The sequence below is a fragment of the Pseudomonas sp. FP818 genome (assembly GCF_030687335.1).
In the GTDB taxonomy this organism is placed as follows: Bacteria; Pseudomonadota; Gammaproteobacteria; order Pseudomonadales; family Pseudomonadaceae; genus Aquipseudomonas; species Aquipseudomonas shahriarae.
This window is the reverse complement of record NZ_CP117427.1, coordinates 2917032-2930739: the sequence shown is the minus strand read 5'-3', so window position 1 is coordinate 2930739 and position 13708 is coordinate 2917032. Positions and strand designations below refer to the sequence as shown.

Below are 13708 nucleotides of genomic sequence, written 5' to 3'. Positions count from 1 at the left end.
CCTTAAAAGCGCCCATGGGCTTACTTGTAGAACATATCGACGACCACCGCGGCATCGAACGCACCAGGCTGAGGCAGGGCGCGCCACTTCAAATCAGCCCTGAAGTCTTGGCGGAAGGTCTGGTTGGCACCATTCATTTTGGCCAAGGGGAACCATTCATTGAATGGCAGGTTTTGATGGGTGTAGTCCCAGGATAACGCGATGCCCACGGAGCTGTTATTAGCGGGCACCAACAAACCATCGATCACGCTCCCGCCGCCCGGTGTCGTGGCGAAGCGAGCGCTCACCGTGTACGGAGTGTCACAGGCTTTGCGCAGGCTCAGATTGAAGGTAGCGGTGCTCGCCACTTCACCGACCTTTGCCAGGCGCGAGGGTTTGGGAAAGTTGACGACGCTGGGGGTAATCGTCAGGTCTGGCGTACAGGGCACAAAGCGGATGTCGTTCACGCCGGTGACAATGTAGTTGAGGTTGCTGTTGGGCCGGCTGTTGAGCCCCGTAATCCCGTCCAGTTGAAAGACCCGGTATTGCGACAGGGTGCTGGCCTGGCCGTTTTGCGGCGTGCTACCAAACTTCTCGATAAACACGCTGAAGTTGAGGGTGAACCGGGCCTTGTCCCAACCGACGCAATTTGACAGGTTGCAACCGCGGTCGGAGTAGAACCCTGTACCGTACTTGCCACTGCTTTGGGTGATGGGCACTGAGTTATAGCGGATCCCGGCGCGAATGCCCTTGCCGATACTGACGCTTGCCGGGTTCAGGTAAAAAAACACTTCTTCGCGGCCGTGCTCAAAGTCATCCTTGCAAATCACGTTGACCGAGCGTGGGCCCGACTCCCAGATAATCGTGCCATCCGGCGCATCGGCCGCCACCGCCAATGCGGTACCCAGCGGTGCGGTGTCGGCGACCGAGCCGCTACCGTCCACCCGGCAGGCCAGCGCATAGCTGGTAGCGGGGAGGGCAGCGCTGACAAGCAGGGTGGCCACGAGTAGGTATTTAAGAGGTGACATAGGTCGGTATTCCCCGCGTTCCATCACTTGAGAACCGCGCGATGGCGGGCCTGCAAGCCGATATCGGTGATTTCGGTAAAGTTGATTTGGCTCCCGACGCTGATGGGGGCCTGGGTGCTGAAGACTTTGCGTTCACCGGGCTTGAGCAATAGGTAGTCGTCCAGCATTTGAACCTGGCCGCCTTTGTCGACTTGCACATCCACCAGGGACAGATGAAACGCACTGGGATTGGTGACGGTCAGGGTTTGCCCATCGGTCCGGCTCCATACCAGTTGCGGCACGGCCTCTGACGAACTGCCTGCCAGCCCGGCCGGGCGATAGAACAGCTTGAGGCGCTGGCGCACGGCAAATTGCACGCTGTCGGCGGCTTCCGGCTTCAGCGGGATTTCCATGACGTTAAGCAAGAACATCGACTCCACATCGCTGGGCAAGCCTGCGCCGGCGTACAGAATGCGCAGCAGGTGATGCTGTTGAGCATCCAGGCGAACCAGCGGCTGGACCACGGCAAAGGGCACCGGCGACGTTGCATCATCGTCCTCGCGGGTGACCCAGCTTTGCACCGCCAGTTCGCTGGGGGACTGATTGACGATATTGATGCTGGCTTCTTTATATTGGCCAAAGTAGATCAGGCGCGTGCCTTCAATCTTGACCGTCGCCTGCGCACAGGGCGCCAGGGCCAGCAACGCTGCAATCAGCGCACTGATCCAAAGCAGGGAGCGGCAGAATGGCAAGTGGTTGAGAGGTGACATGAGGGCCCGTAGCTTTCCTGGGTGTGTTGGAGTGGCTTCGGGGTCCATGGTAGGAGGTGGGCGTCAGGGATTCTCTCAGGCGATTCTTAAAAGGGAAAATTGCAGGCTCAGGGCTGGGGGGCTTTGTGTTTGTCACCGCCAAACGTCTCGCGTTGGGATGAGTATTGGAAGCGTTGCCACAGGCCATGGGCAAAATCCGAGGGCAACTCACGACACAGAATCGCCCCCCGTTCGTCGATTCCTACACGCCAACGGGCACGACTGAGACAAATCCTATGTGTTGGTCATCGCCTCCTGAATACCATTGCACCCCAGCTAACTTACCTCTATTTTTCGGTGCATAACGTGTCAAAGTTTACATTTATGATAGTGCTCAGCTATTTGTTTTCGGATTATCTTTTTGCTTCCACAAAACAAAGTACCTCTGGCAAATCCAAATGGGCGAATCAGGATAATAGCGTTGTCAATAAGCCGTCAGGCCATATGGACAATCTTGTATCGCGAGCCCACGAGTTGATTGGTACGCCCTACAAGTGGGGTGGTGCTTCAGTGAGCAAAGGGTTTGATTGCAGCGGGTTGATTGTTTATCTGTTTCGCAGTGAAGCAGGCATCAATATTCCGCGTACGACCGCCTCAATGCTCAGCTCACCGGCTAAAACGATCTACCGTAATCAACTAAAGTCCGGAGATGCTGTTTTTTTCAAGCATAATGGCGCGAACCGCATGCGGCATGTGGGGATTTATATCGGTGGTGGTCGGTTTATTCATTCGCCCAGAACAGGTAAAAGTATCCGCATCGACTCGTTGAACAATAGCTACTGGAATAAAAGTTATTACACAGCGAAACGCTTTCATTGATTCGCCCCATCTAGGTGCGCGGCAGGAGCTGGTCTGGCGACGAATCACCGACCCATCCCCCTATAAAAGCCCGCTCGCGGGCTTTTTTTCATACTGGCATCCTTTCCCCATTGCATAAATCACTCGGACTTGCGCGCGATAATCGCTTGTTCTGCAAGCGCTATTTTTTGCATGGCCAGTCGCGAGAGCTGGCTGACCTCGGGCGCGTCGATATCGGTATTGGATAACAGGTCGGCCTGGATAAGTACGGCAAATGCATCCTTTACTTCATCGACGACCAATGTAAACGACTCGGGTTTATTCTGAAGTTGGGTAAACCGCTCGCGTGCTTCTATGAGCTCAGGCTGTATCGTTGGCTTGGCACATCCGGCCAGGCTCAAGGCATACACGCTAATGATGGGCAGACACCTGTACCACATCATTGCCTGCTGCCCCTGGGTGCACCTTTTGCCCACGGCAGATCTTTCAAACACGCCCAGGGAGAGGGGGGATCAATCTCCGTCATAAAGCGTTCGATCAGTTCAATGTCGGGTGGCAAATGCAGCCAGTCATACAGCAAGGTAGGGCGTGTTTTCCCGGCGGCGGGTTGAGGCTGCGCCGAGGGAGTGCTTTTGACAGACGAAGCCAGCACCTGGTTTGCAATCAGCACATCAAAATAGTCGATCAGGCTATGACTCATGACCTGAAGGTCTTGACTGCTTTGCAAGGCAAGGAGCCTGTAGTAGCCAAGCCTGTTCAAGCATCTTTCGATCCGGATCAGCCTGGGCAGGCTGGGGTCTGCGACCAGTATTCTCAATTCTTTATTGGGCATGTGGATCACCTTGTTCGGCGCGGTTTTCGCTGCCCGTAGCGGGCAGCGAAACACTTGCTCAGTCGCTCAACGTCGAAGCCAATGCCTGGACGCGTAACAGGTCGCCTTTCACCGCTTTGGTGACGCCGGTGCCGTACTCAGGGTCGGCCTTGTACAGGAAGGACAAGATCAGGTGCTTGCTCTTGTCGTCCGCACTGGCCAGTGAGCCGCCGAAGCTTTCGATCAGGTCCTGGCGCTCTTTATGGCTGAAGGAGCGATACAGGTCGCCGGCCTGCTTGAAGTTCTGTTCGCGCTGGATCTTGGCCTGCTGCGTAGTGCCGGTCAGGGGCAGGATGCTGTAGCGCGCCTTGGCCGGCTCTTCACGCGGGAGCAATCGGCTCGGCTGGTAGTTGATGCCCGTCGTGGTGCTGGCGGTGTTCATCGCACCATCCTGGTTACCGTTGTTGACGGGTTTCTTCGGGGCGTTGATCGGCAGTTGCAGCGCGTTGACGCCCAGGCGATGCATCTGGGTATCGGCGTAGGAGAACAGGCGACCCTGCAGCAGACGGTCTTCGGAAGGCTCGATGCCCGGGATCAGATTGGAAGGCGCCATGGCTACCTGCTCGGTTTCCTGGAACACATTGGCCGGGTTGCGGTTCAGCACCATCTGCCCGACTTTGCGCAACGGGACGTCCGGCCAGACCTTGGTCGCGTCAAGCGGGTCGAAGGCGAAGCTGCCCAACTCTTGTGGTTTGAGCACCTGGATATACAGGTCCCACTTCGGGAAATCGCCCTTGTTGATATGGCTGACCAGATCCTGGGTCATATGGCTGTAATCGGCACCTTGTACCTGGGCCACCTGTTTAGGTGAAAGGTTGCGGGTGCCTTGCAGGCTTTTCCAGTGGAACTTGACGTAGTGCACTTCGTTTTTGGCGTTGACGAACTTGTAGGCATGTACGCCGTTGCCGTCCATCTCCCGATAGCTGGCCGGGATGCCGGCGTTGGAATACAGCTCGGTCAGGGTGCGGGTGGCTTCCGGGACATGGGAAAAGAAATCGAAACGACGTGAGTCGTCGTCAAGGTTGGTGCGTGGGTCTGGCTTGAAGGCATGGACCATATCCGGGAACTTGATGGCATCACGGATAAAAAAGGTCGGGAAATTATTGCCGACCAGGTCCCAGTTACCGTCCGCGGTGTAAAACTTGGTGGCGAAACCGCGTGGGTCGCGCAGGGTTTCCGGGGAGTGAGTGCCATGCACCACCGATGAGAAGCGCACAAATACCGGGGTGACCGTGCCGCTGTCAAAGACCTTGGCCTGGGTCAGTTCGCTGAGGTTATCGGTGGCGGTAAACACCCCATGAGCCCCGGTGCCGCGGGCATGCACCACACGCTCGGGAATGCGCTCGCGGTCAAAACGCTGCAACTTCTGGATCAGGTGCACGTCTTGCAGCAGCACCGGCCCTTGGGCGCCTGCCGTTTGCGAGTTCTGGTTGTCGCCGACCGGGGCCCCGTTGTCACGGGTAAGGTCAACGGCCAGCGCCGAAAACGACAGCGTGCCGGTGGTAACAATGCACAACAAGCGTCGCGGGGTAAAAGCATGGAGGGGGAAGGGGGGCTTCATTCTGAATTCCTGGTTATTGGCTGAGAACACCACCGCCCACCCGAATAGATGCCTTGCCGACATGAGAGCCTCAAGCCGTAGTACTTCTATTTAATGGGAAGAGTGCCTTTAAAGGTTTACTCAGAACGACACACTATCAATGTAAGACTTGTCTCAATTCCCGATAATCAAATGTTAAGTGGCTAGCGATCAACGGCCGGGCAGCTTCGGCTCTGATTAAAGACATTATTAGATTGGATGAGGAAGTTACTTTTAGTTAGCGGGTGCTTGTCGCGAACTGCGTAGGAATATTCCCAGTTTTGGGACATGTCTCATATCGACAAAGGTGAACGAGGGCCAAGATTCGTCCTATCCCCTGGTACCGCTTTTTTGAATAGGCGGGCCTTGGATAATTAGGACGTGTCGAAACTTCGGCGCGGTGACCAATCTGACGAATGAAGGCATCACAGTGAACAAAAACGCAGTGAACGTCGCCGTAGTGGACGGCAAAACGATTACCGAATCGGTGGAGCTTCGCACCACCAAACAAGGCGATCCGGTCCGAATCAAAGCGGTCAAGGACGGTAAATACATTATCGCGGAGGCCGGTGAAAAAACCGTTGCCCCCGAGAACCTGACCATCAAGCGCGTCGGCAACGACCTGCATGTGGCCACCGAAGGTACCGACCCTGATCAGCCACAACTGATTATCGAAGGTTTTTACGAGCACCCCGGCCAGTTGGTCGGTGTAGCCGAAGACGGTGCCTACTACGAGTACATCTCTTCCGACGCCGAAGACGATCACGCAGCGGCATTTCTGGCCGATGGCGTGTCGTCGCCACAAGTACTGGGTTCCGAGGAACTGGTAGGTTTCGGTGAAGGCCTGGTTGCCGGTAATGGCATCGGCTGGTTCTGGCCAGCTCTGCTCGGTCTGGGCGCGCTCGGTTTGCTGGGCGCCGCTTACAAGCTGACCCGCGACGATGACAATAACGATAACAAGGATGGCGGTTCGGCTATCGCTCCGAGCGCCCCAACCTTGTCTGACGTCACCGACGATGTCGGCGATGTGCAAGGCCCAATCAACAAGGGCGACTCTACTGACGACCGTACCCCGACCTTCAGCGGCGAAGGCACCCCCGGCAACACCATCATCATCGAAGACAACGGCAAGCCGATCGGCGAAGTGGTGGTGGGTGATGACGGCAAGTGGGAGTTCACGCCTACCACGCCGCTGCCGGAAGGCGAGCACTCGATCATCGTTGTCGAGAAGGACAAAGACGGCAATACCAGCGGGCCTTCGGACGAATTCGATTTCATCATCGACATCACCGCGCCAGGCAAATCGATCATCGACGCCATCAGTGATGACGAGGGTGATCAGCAAGGTGTGATCGCACCAAATGGCCTCACCGACGACAAAACCCCGACGCTGACAGGTACCGCCGAGCCAGGTGCCACCCTGGAAATTTACGCCAACGACGAAAAAATCGGCGAGACCACCGTCGAAGCCGACGGCAGCTGGACGTTCACCCCATCGCCAGCCCTGGAGGATGGTGAATACAGCTTTACCACCATCGCCATTGACGCGGCGGGCAATGCCGGCCTGCCGTCAGACCCTTACATTGTCACCATTGACACCACTGCCCCGGTCAAGCCAGGCATTGGAACCGGTGGCATCGAAGAAGCCATCGACAACGTTGGCCCGATCATCGGCGATATCGGTAATGGCGGCGTCACCGACGACGGCACCCCGACCTTTGGCGGTGGCGGCCTGCAACCTGGCGACAAAGTCACCATCATTGATGACGGCGTGGAAATCGGCGAAGTCATTGTTGGCGAAGACGGTCGTTGGGAGTTCACTCCGGACCCTGAGCTGATTGAAGGCCCGCACCCGATCACCGTGATTGTCACGGATCCTGCAGGCAACAAAAGCGAACCGTCCGATCCGTACATCGTGATTGTCGACACTACCGCGCCAGTCAAACCAGGCATCGGTACCGGTGGTATCGAAGAAGCCATCGACAACGTTGGCCCGATCATCGGCGATATCGGTAATGGCGGCGTCACCGACGACGGCACCCCGACCTTTGGCGGTGGCGGCCTGCAACCTGGCGACAAAGTCACCATTATTGATGACGGCGTGGAAATCGGCGAAGTCATTGTTGACGAAGACGGTCGTTGGGAGTTCACTCCGGACCCTGAGCTGATTGAAGGCCCGCACCCGATCACCGTGATCGTGACCGACCCGGCGGGCAACGCCAGCGAGCCGTCCGATCCGTACATCGTGATTGTTGACACCACTGCACCGGTCAAACCAGGCATCGGCACCGGTGGCATCGAAGAAGCCATCGACAACGTTGGCCCGATCATCGGCGATATCGGTAATGGCGGCGTCACCGACGACGGCACCCCGACCTTTGGCGGTGGCGGCCTGCAACCTGGCGACAAAGTCACCATTATTGATGGCAGCGTGGAAATCGGCGAAGTCATTGTTGGCGAAGACGGTCGTTGGGAGTTCACTCCGGACCCCGAGCTGATTGAAGGCCCGCACCCGATCACCGTGATCGTGACTGACCCGGCGGGCAACGCCAGCGAGCCGTCCGATCCGTACATCGTGATCGTTGACACCACCGCCCCTGTGGCCCCGACCATCGACAGCGTATTCGATGACCAGGGCACCTCGACCGGCAATATCATGCCGGGCGACATCACCGACGATTCCCAGCCGGAAATCCGTGGTCAGGCCGAGCCTGGCACGACGGTGATCATTTATGACAATGGCCGGGAAATCGGCCGCGTACCCGTCGCTGCCGATGGCAGTTGGACCCACACCCCGGTGCCGCCACTGCTCAATGGCCCGCATGACCTGACGGCAGAGGCTGTCGATGCTGATGGTAACACCAGCGCGCCGTCCAACAGCGTCGACTTCGAGCTGGTTGCCGGTGGCCTGCCGCCAGCGCCAAGCATCACCGGTGTGTTCGACGATATCGCCGATAACGTCGGCAACATCATGCCAGGCGAAAGCACCAACGATACCGAGCCACAAGTGAGTGGTACCGCTGAGGCCTTCTCCACCGTCACTCTGTTCGCCAACGGTGTCCCCGTCGGTAGCGTAGTGGCAGACGCACTCGGCAACTGGACTATCACCCCAAGCCCGGCCTTGACGCCAGGTCTGAACAACCTGACTGCAACCGCGACCAACTCGGCCGGCAATGTCAGCCCGGCGACTGGCGATTATCCGATCACCGTGGATATCACTCCACCGGCGGCGGCAGATGCCAGTCAGCTTGAAGACAACGTGGGTGCGATTACCGGTCCGATCAACAGCGGCGATATCACTGACGACAATACCCCGACGTTCAGCGGTACTGCCGAGCCCAACACCACCTTGATCATCTATGACGGTGGCGTCGAGATTGATCGCGTACCGGTGGATGGCGCTGGTAACTGGAGCTACACCCCGGCACGACCGCTGGCCGATGGCTCGCATAGCTTCAGCACTGAAGTCGTGGACGCAGCCGGTAACCGTAGCCCTGAAAGCACGCCGATCGACTTCACCGTCGATACCAGTGCCGTTGCCATCAGCATCGAACAGGCGCTGGATAACGTGGGCCCGAACCAGGATCCTCTGGCCAGTGGCAGCGTGACCGACGACACCACACCGACCCTGCGTGGTCAGGCAACACCGGGATCGACCGTCAATATCTACCTCGATGGCGTGCTGTTGCAGGAGGGTGTAGCGGTCAACAATGCCGGTCGTTGGGAGTACGAAGTTAACCCGCAGCTGCCCGAAGGTAGCTATGCGTTCACCGCAACAGTGGTCACCGCCGCAGGTGGTGAAAGCGCACCGACGGCTGATTTCAACCTTGAAATCGACCTGACGCCCCCGGCGGCCCCGACCATTGATGAAATCCGCGATGACGTGGGCGATATCCAGGACCCGCTGGTGGATGGTTCGACCACCGACGACACCACACCGACCCTGGTGGGTAGTGGCGTAGCCGGCGACACGATCATTATCCGCAACAACGGTAATGAACTGGACCGCGTCACCGTGCAGCCGGACGGTAGCTGGACCTACACGCCAAACCCGGCGCTGAACAATGGTTCGACCAATCAGTTTGACGTAATCGCCGAGGATCCGGCCGGCAACCAAAGCGCGCCGTCCGATCCATGGACCATCATCATCGACACCGCAGCCCCTGTGGCCCCGACCATCGACAGCGTGTTCGATGACCAGGGCACCTCGACCGGCAATATCATGCCGGGCGACATCACCGACGATTCCCAGCCGGAAATCCGTGGTCAGGCCGAGCCTGGCACGACGGTGATCATCTATGACAATGGCCGGGAAATCGGCCGCGTACCCGTCGGTGCCGATGGCAGTTGGACCCACACCCCGGTGCCGCCACTGCTCAATGGCCCGCATGACCTGACGGCAGAGGCTGTCGATGCTGCTGGTAACACCAGCGCGCCGTCCAACAGCGTCGACTTCGAGCTGATTGCCGGTGGCCTGCCGCCAGCGCCAAGCATCACCGGTGTGTTCGACGATATCGCCGATAACGTCGGCAACATCATGCCAGGCGAAAGCACCAACGATACCGAGCCACAAGTGAGTGGTACCGCTGAGGCCTTCTCCACCGTCACTCTGTTCGCCAACGGTGTCCCCGTCGGTAGCGTAGTGGCAGACGCACTCGGCAACTGGACTATCACCCCAAGCCCGGCCTTGACGCCAGGTCTGAACAACCTGACTGCAACCGCGACCAACTCGGCCGGCAATGTCAGCCCGGCGACTGGCGATTATCCGATCACCGTGGATATCACTCCACCGGCGGCGGCAGATGCCAGTCAGCTTGAAGACAACGTGGGTGCGATTACCGGTCCGATCAACAGCGGCGATATCACTGACGACAATACCCCGACGTTCAGCGGTACTGCCGAGCCCAACACCACCTTGATCATCTATGACGGTGGCGTCGAGATTGATCGCGTACCGGTGGATGGCGCTGGTAACTGGAGCTACACCCCGGCACGACCGCTGGCCGATGGCTCGCATAGCTTCAGCACTGAAGTCGTGGACGCAGCCGGTAACCGTAGCCCTGAAAGCACGCCGATCGACTTCACCGTCGATACCAGTGCCGTTGCCATCAGCATCGAACAGGCGCTGGATAACGTGGGCCCGAACCAGGATCCTCTGGCCAGTGGCAGCGTGACCGACGACGCCACACCGACCCTGCGTGGTCAGGCAACACCGGGATCGACCGTCAATATCTACCTCGATGGCGTGCTGTTGCAGGAGGGTGTAGCGGTCAACAATGCCGGTCGTTGGGAGTACGAAGTTAACCCGCCGCTGCCCGAAGGTAGCTATGCGTTCACCGCAACAGTGGTCACCGCCGCAGGTGGTGAAAGCGCACCGACGGCTGATTTCAACCTTGAAATCGACCTGACGCCCCCGGCGGCCCCGACCATTGATGAAATCCGCGATGACGTGGGCGATATCCAGGACCCGCTGGTGGATGGTTCGACCACCGACGACACCACACCGACCCTGGTGGGTAGTGGCGTAGCCGGCGACACGATCATTATCCGCAACAACGGTAATGAACTGGACCGCGTCACCGTGCAGCCGGACGGTAGCTGGACCTACACGCCAAACCCGGCGCTGAACAATGGCTCGACCAACGTGTTCGACGTGATTGCCCAGGATCCGGCCGGTAACCAGAGTGCACCGTCTGCTCCATGGACAGTGATCATTGACACCACGGCGCCGATCACGCAGATCACGTCTGTGATCAATGACGACGGCACCCCGACCCCTATCAATCCGGGCGACGAGACGACGGACCGTACCCCACTGATCAGTGGTACCAGCGAGCCTGGCAGTACCGTGACCATCTTCGACAGTGGCGTGCCAATCGACACGGTACAGGTTGATGAGTTCGGTAATTGGAGTTACTCGGTTGTTACACCGCTGAGTTCAGGTTCTCATGGTCTGACGGCTTCGTCGGTCGACCTAGCCGGTAATCAAGGGCCGGTCAGTGATCAATTTGATCTTCGTATTACGTCGGTTTTTGGCACCTATAGCAACATCGAGAGTTTTGATGGTGCGCCACTCGGCGGTATTGCAGTGGGAAGTGTTCTTGATCTTAAGGCGATGGCGATCACGAACATAAGCGGCTCGAGCGATGTGGTGCCTGTTAACCCTAACACTATCAGCGACCCAATGTTGCGGATCTACGGTAAACTTGATTTTGATTTGAAGGGGGATTCTTCAAGTGTACTTGTTATGGAAGCGTCCGGTCTTGGTGCACAGCATATTAACGAAATTCGATTTTATGACGCGAATGGCGTGCTGATTCATACGGATACCGTTTCTAAAGAGCCAGGCTCGCAGCAGTTTATAATGCCTGGAGGCATGGAGTTTAGCCGATTTGAGATTGAGACTGACGTTAATGCAGGGAGTGGCCTGTTCGTAGACAATCTCATCTTGGCAAATGGCCCGATCAAGACCGAAGGTTTTGAGGGGCTGCCGCTGAATCATAAATTTGATTTGGGTGTTCCGTTTGAGCTCGATTTGTTTACGCTCACAAGGATAGAAAATAATGTTCCGAGGGGGGCTGGTGTTGGCCTTATTAACCAGGGGCATGCTGCTGGGCAGCAACTGGCGATCCTTGGGGCCAAGGTTGAGTTCGACCTGAAAGGCGAAACGGCAAGTACACTCAATTTTAAATTAACGCTTCAAGCCGGTCGTGTGTTGGATACCATTATTACTTTTTACAATGCGGACGGGGAGCTGATTCATACTGAGATTATGCTGGGGGGGTCAGATGGACTGCGGCATATCTCGATGCCTGACGGTTTGGAGTTTTCTAGCTTTGTAATAGACAATCCTGACTCAAGACATTTATATATTAACGAGATATCTTTCGCAGACTTAGCCCTTCCTAACTTGCCGTTGGCGGACGAGTCAAATACAACTTCTGACCATGTCATCTATGTCACCGAGGGTGACGAAGCGGCACTGGTAGCCGAAGGCAGCGATGCCATCGATACGCTGGTGTTGACGGGCGCCAACCAGCTCCTGGACCTGTCGGCCCTGGGCAACCAGGTCTCGTCCATTGAGGTCATCGATCTCACGGGCACTGGTGACAACACGCTGAACCTGTCGCTGTCCGATGTGCTGTCGCAAGGGGGGGACAGCCTGTTCACCGCGGATGACACCACGCAGATGATGATCAAAGGCAACGCTGGCGACGTCGTCAACCTCGACGACCTGCTGGCCGACGGCACCGACCCGGGTGATTGGGCAGGTCAGGGTCAGGTGATCGTGGAAGGGGTGACGTACAACGTGTTCCAACACTCCAGCCTCGATGCTCAATTGCTGGTTCAGGACGGGGTAACCACCAACCTGGTGTAAACGCGAACACCGTGTGCAGGCCCAGCCTGTACACGGCTCGCGCTGCCAATCGGTTGGTTCGCTCCAGCCTTAATCCATTCAATATCTGCGGGCACCTCACGGTGTTCGCGGTGGAGTCATGATCATGTTTAAACGTATCACCGTCTTTAACGCTGCACTGCTGAGTTTGGCGTTGGCCAGTGCCCCGTTCGCCACGGCCGAGGGTTTCACCCCTGGGGCTGTCTCGAGCAAGGTGTTTGGCAATCAATACATGCCTGTGGCCCCGGTCTCTGACCGTCAGGTGCAAGTGGTGTATTACCGCTCAAGTGCCATGGGCACCCAACAGGGCGCCGCCCACGTGTATGTGGACCGCGAGTTTCATGCCGGCCTGTTGCCAGGCGGTTACAGCGCGTTTTGCGTGGCACCGGGCAATCACAGCCTAGGCGCTTATGTAAAAGATGCGCCGCAGTACAAGGGCAAGACCACCGACGTGTTCTCGGCCTCCCTGGACGGCGGCAAGACGTACTTCCTGCGGGTTCGCGAAGACGGTTACGGCGCTCCCCAGGCCGTAACACGCGTAGAAGCCGAGCGCGAGCTGGCCGGCATGCGCAAGCAGGTCCAGGCACTGTCCCGTGCCTCGACCGTGCAGGCGTGTGACTACCAGGCAATGCCGGTGGCGCAGTTCAAGGATTACGCGGTCTCTGGCGACGTGCTGTTTGCCTTTGGCAAGTCGGGCTACCAGGACATCACCCATCAGGGCCGCGAAGCCATCCGCCAGTTGGTCACCCGACTGAAGCAGGAAAACGCCAACCTGGACCGTATCGAAGTGGTTGGCCATACCGATGCCATCGGTTCTGCCGCCGCTAACCGTACGTTGGGCCTCAAGCGCGCACAAACCGTGCGTCGTTTGCTGCTCGACGGCGGCTTGCCGTCTTCGGCAGTCAGCGCCAGCAGTGCCGGCGCGGATCAACCGGTAAGCAATGGCTGCTACGGTTCGCGCTCCGAGCAGATTGCCTGCTACGCCGCCGACCGTCGCGTCGTGGTGCGGGTCGACACGCGTAACTGATACTTCCCAGGCAGATTCCCCTCTCCTGGCTTTTGGCCCGACGCACGGATAGCGTCGGGTTTTTTTTGCCTGTTGAACAGGGAGGGCAGGCCCTTGAGCGGTTTTTGCTCTGTGGAGGAGCGAGCAAGCTCGCTCCTGCAGTGAATTACGGCATTAGGCACTTAACCCCCGTTTTGTCTGGCCATGTGGGCCATTTCTGAGACGGGTCTTATAGCTGCGCAGCGCGGCCTTTCGGATAATTC

General features: G+C 57.9%; 8 protein-coding genes. 3 read left to right on the top strand and 5 right to left on the bottom strand.

Annotated elements, in window-relative coordinates; genetic code table 11:
• Positions 1-20: 20 nt before the first annotated feature.
• Complete coding sequence (locus PSH80_RS13150) at positions 21-1007, bottom strand: hypothetical protein (protein WP_169989710.1); 987 nt, start codon at positions 1005-1007, stop codon at positions 21-23.
• 23 nt (positions 1008-1030) lie between these two features.
• A complete protein-coding gene (locus PSH80_RS13145; protein ID WP_305420500.1) occupies positions 1031-1756 on the bottom strand; it encodes a molecular chaperone in 726 nt (241 codons plus the stop codon).
• A 483-nt stretch (positions 1757-2239) separates the two neighbouring features.
• On the opposite strand from PSH80_RS13145, the gene PSH80_RS13140 reads away from it, so the two are divergent.
• Positions 2240-2614: a C40 family peptidase gene (locus PSH80_RS13140; protein WP_225923874.1), complete on the top strand. Its 375-nt coding sequence runs from the start codon at positions 2240-2242 to the stop codon at positions 2612-2614.
• Between the two features lie 119 nt (positions 2615-2733).
• Here the strand turns inward: PSH80_RS13140 and PSH80_RS13135 are convergent, their stop codons facing one another.
• The 3 genes from PSH80_RS13135 to PSH80_RS13125 are packed head-to-tail and all read right to left on the bottom strand — an operon-like array spanning position 2734 to position 5025.
• On the bottom strand, positions 2734-2994 hold the full coding sequence (locus tag PSH80_RS13135) for a hypothetical protein (protein ID WP_152987932.1): 261 nt from the start codon (positions 2992-2994) through the stop codon (positions 2734-2736).
• Between the two features lie 38 nt (positions 2995-3032).
• A complete protein-coding gene (locus PSH80_RS13130) occupies positions 3033-3425 on the bottom strand; it encodes a hypothetical protein (RefSeq protein WP_057959503.1) in 393 nt (130 codons plus the stop codon).
• Between the two features lie 58 nt (positions 3426-3483).
• Complete coding sequence (locus PSH80_RS13125; protein WP_057959504.1) at positions 3484-5025, bottom strand: catalase; 1542 nt, start codon at positions 5023-5025, stop codon at positions 3484-3486.
• A 448-nt stretch (positions 5026-5473) separates the two neighbouring features.
• Between PSH80_RS13125 and PSH80_RS13120 the strand changes: the two genes are divergently transcribed.
• Complete coding sequence (locus tag PSH80_RS13120) at positions 5474-12421, top strand: Ig-like domain-containing protein (RefSeq protein ID WP_305420497.1); 6948 nt, start codon at positions 5474-5476, stop codon at positions 12419-12421.
• Positions 12422-12545: 124 nt separating this feature from the next.
• Positions 12546-13466: an OmpA family protein gene (locus PSH80_RS13115; protein WP_057959649.1), complete on the top strand. Its 921-nt coding sequence runs from the start codon at positions 12546-12548 to the stop codon at positions 13464-13466.
• The last annotated feature ends 242 nt before the right edge of the window (positions 13467-13708 follow it).

What these genes read in the sequence shown, in the direction of transcription:
- PSH80_RS13150 (WP_169989710.1), bottom strand. Translation starts at nt 1,007, where the DNA reads ATGTCACCTCTTAAATACCTACTCGTGGCCACCCTGCTTGTCAGCGCT.
- PSH80_RS13145 (WP_305420500.1), bottom strand. Translation starts at nt 1,756, where the DNA reads ATGTCACCTCTCAACCACTTGCCATTCTGCCGCTCCCTGCTTTGGATC.
- PSH80_RS13140 (WP_225923874.1), top strand. Translation starts at nt 2,240, where the DNA reads ATGGACAATCTTGTATCGCGAGCCCACGAGTTGATTGGTACGCCCTAC.
- PSH80_RS13130 (WP_057959503.1), bottom strand. Translation starts at nt 3,425, where the DNA reads ATGCCCAATAAAGAATTGAGAATACTGGTCGCAGACCCCAGCCTGCCC.
- PSH80_RS13125 (WP_057959504.1), bottom strand. Translation starts at nt 5,025, where the DNA reads ATGAAGCCCCCCTTCCCCCTCCATGCTTTTACCCCGCGACGCTTGTTG.
- PSH80_RS13115 (WP_057959649.1), top strand. Translation starts at nt 12,546, where the DNA reads ATGTTTAAACGTATCACCGTCTTTAACGCTGCACTGCTGAGTTTGGCG.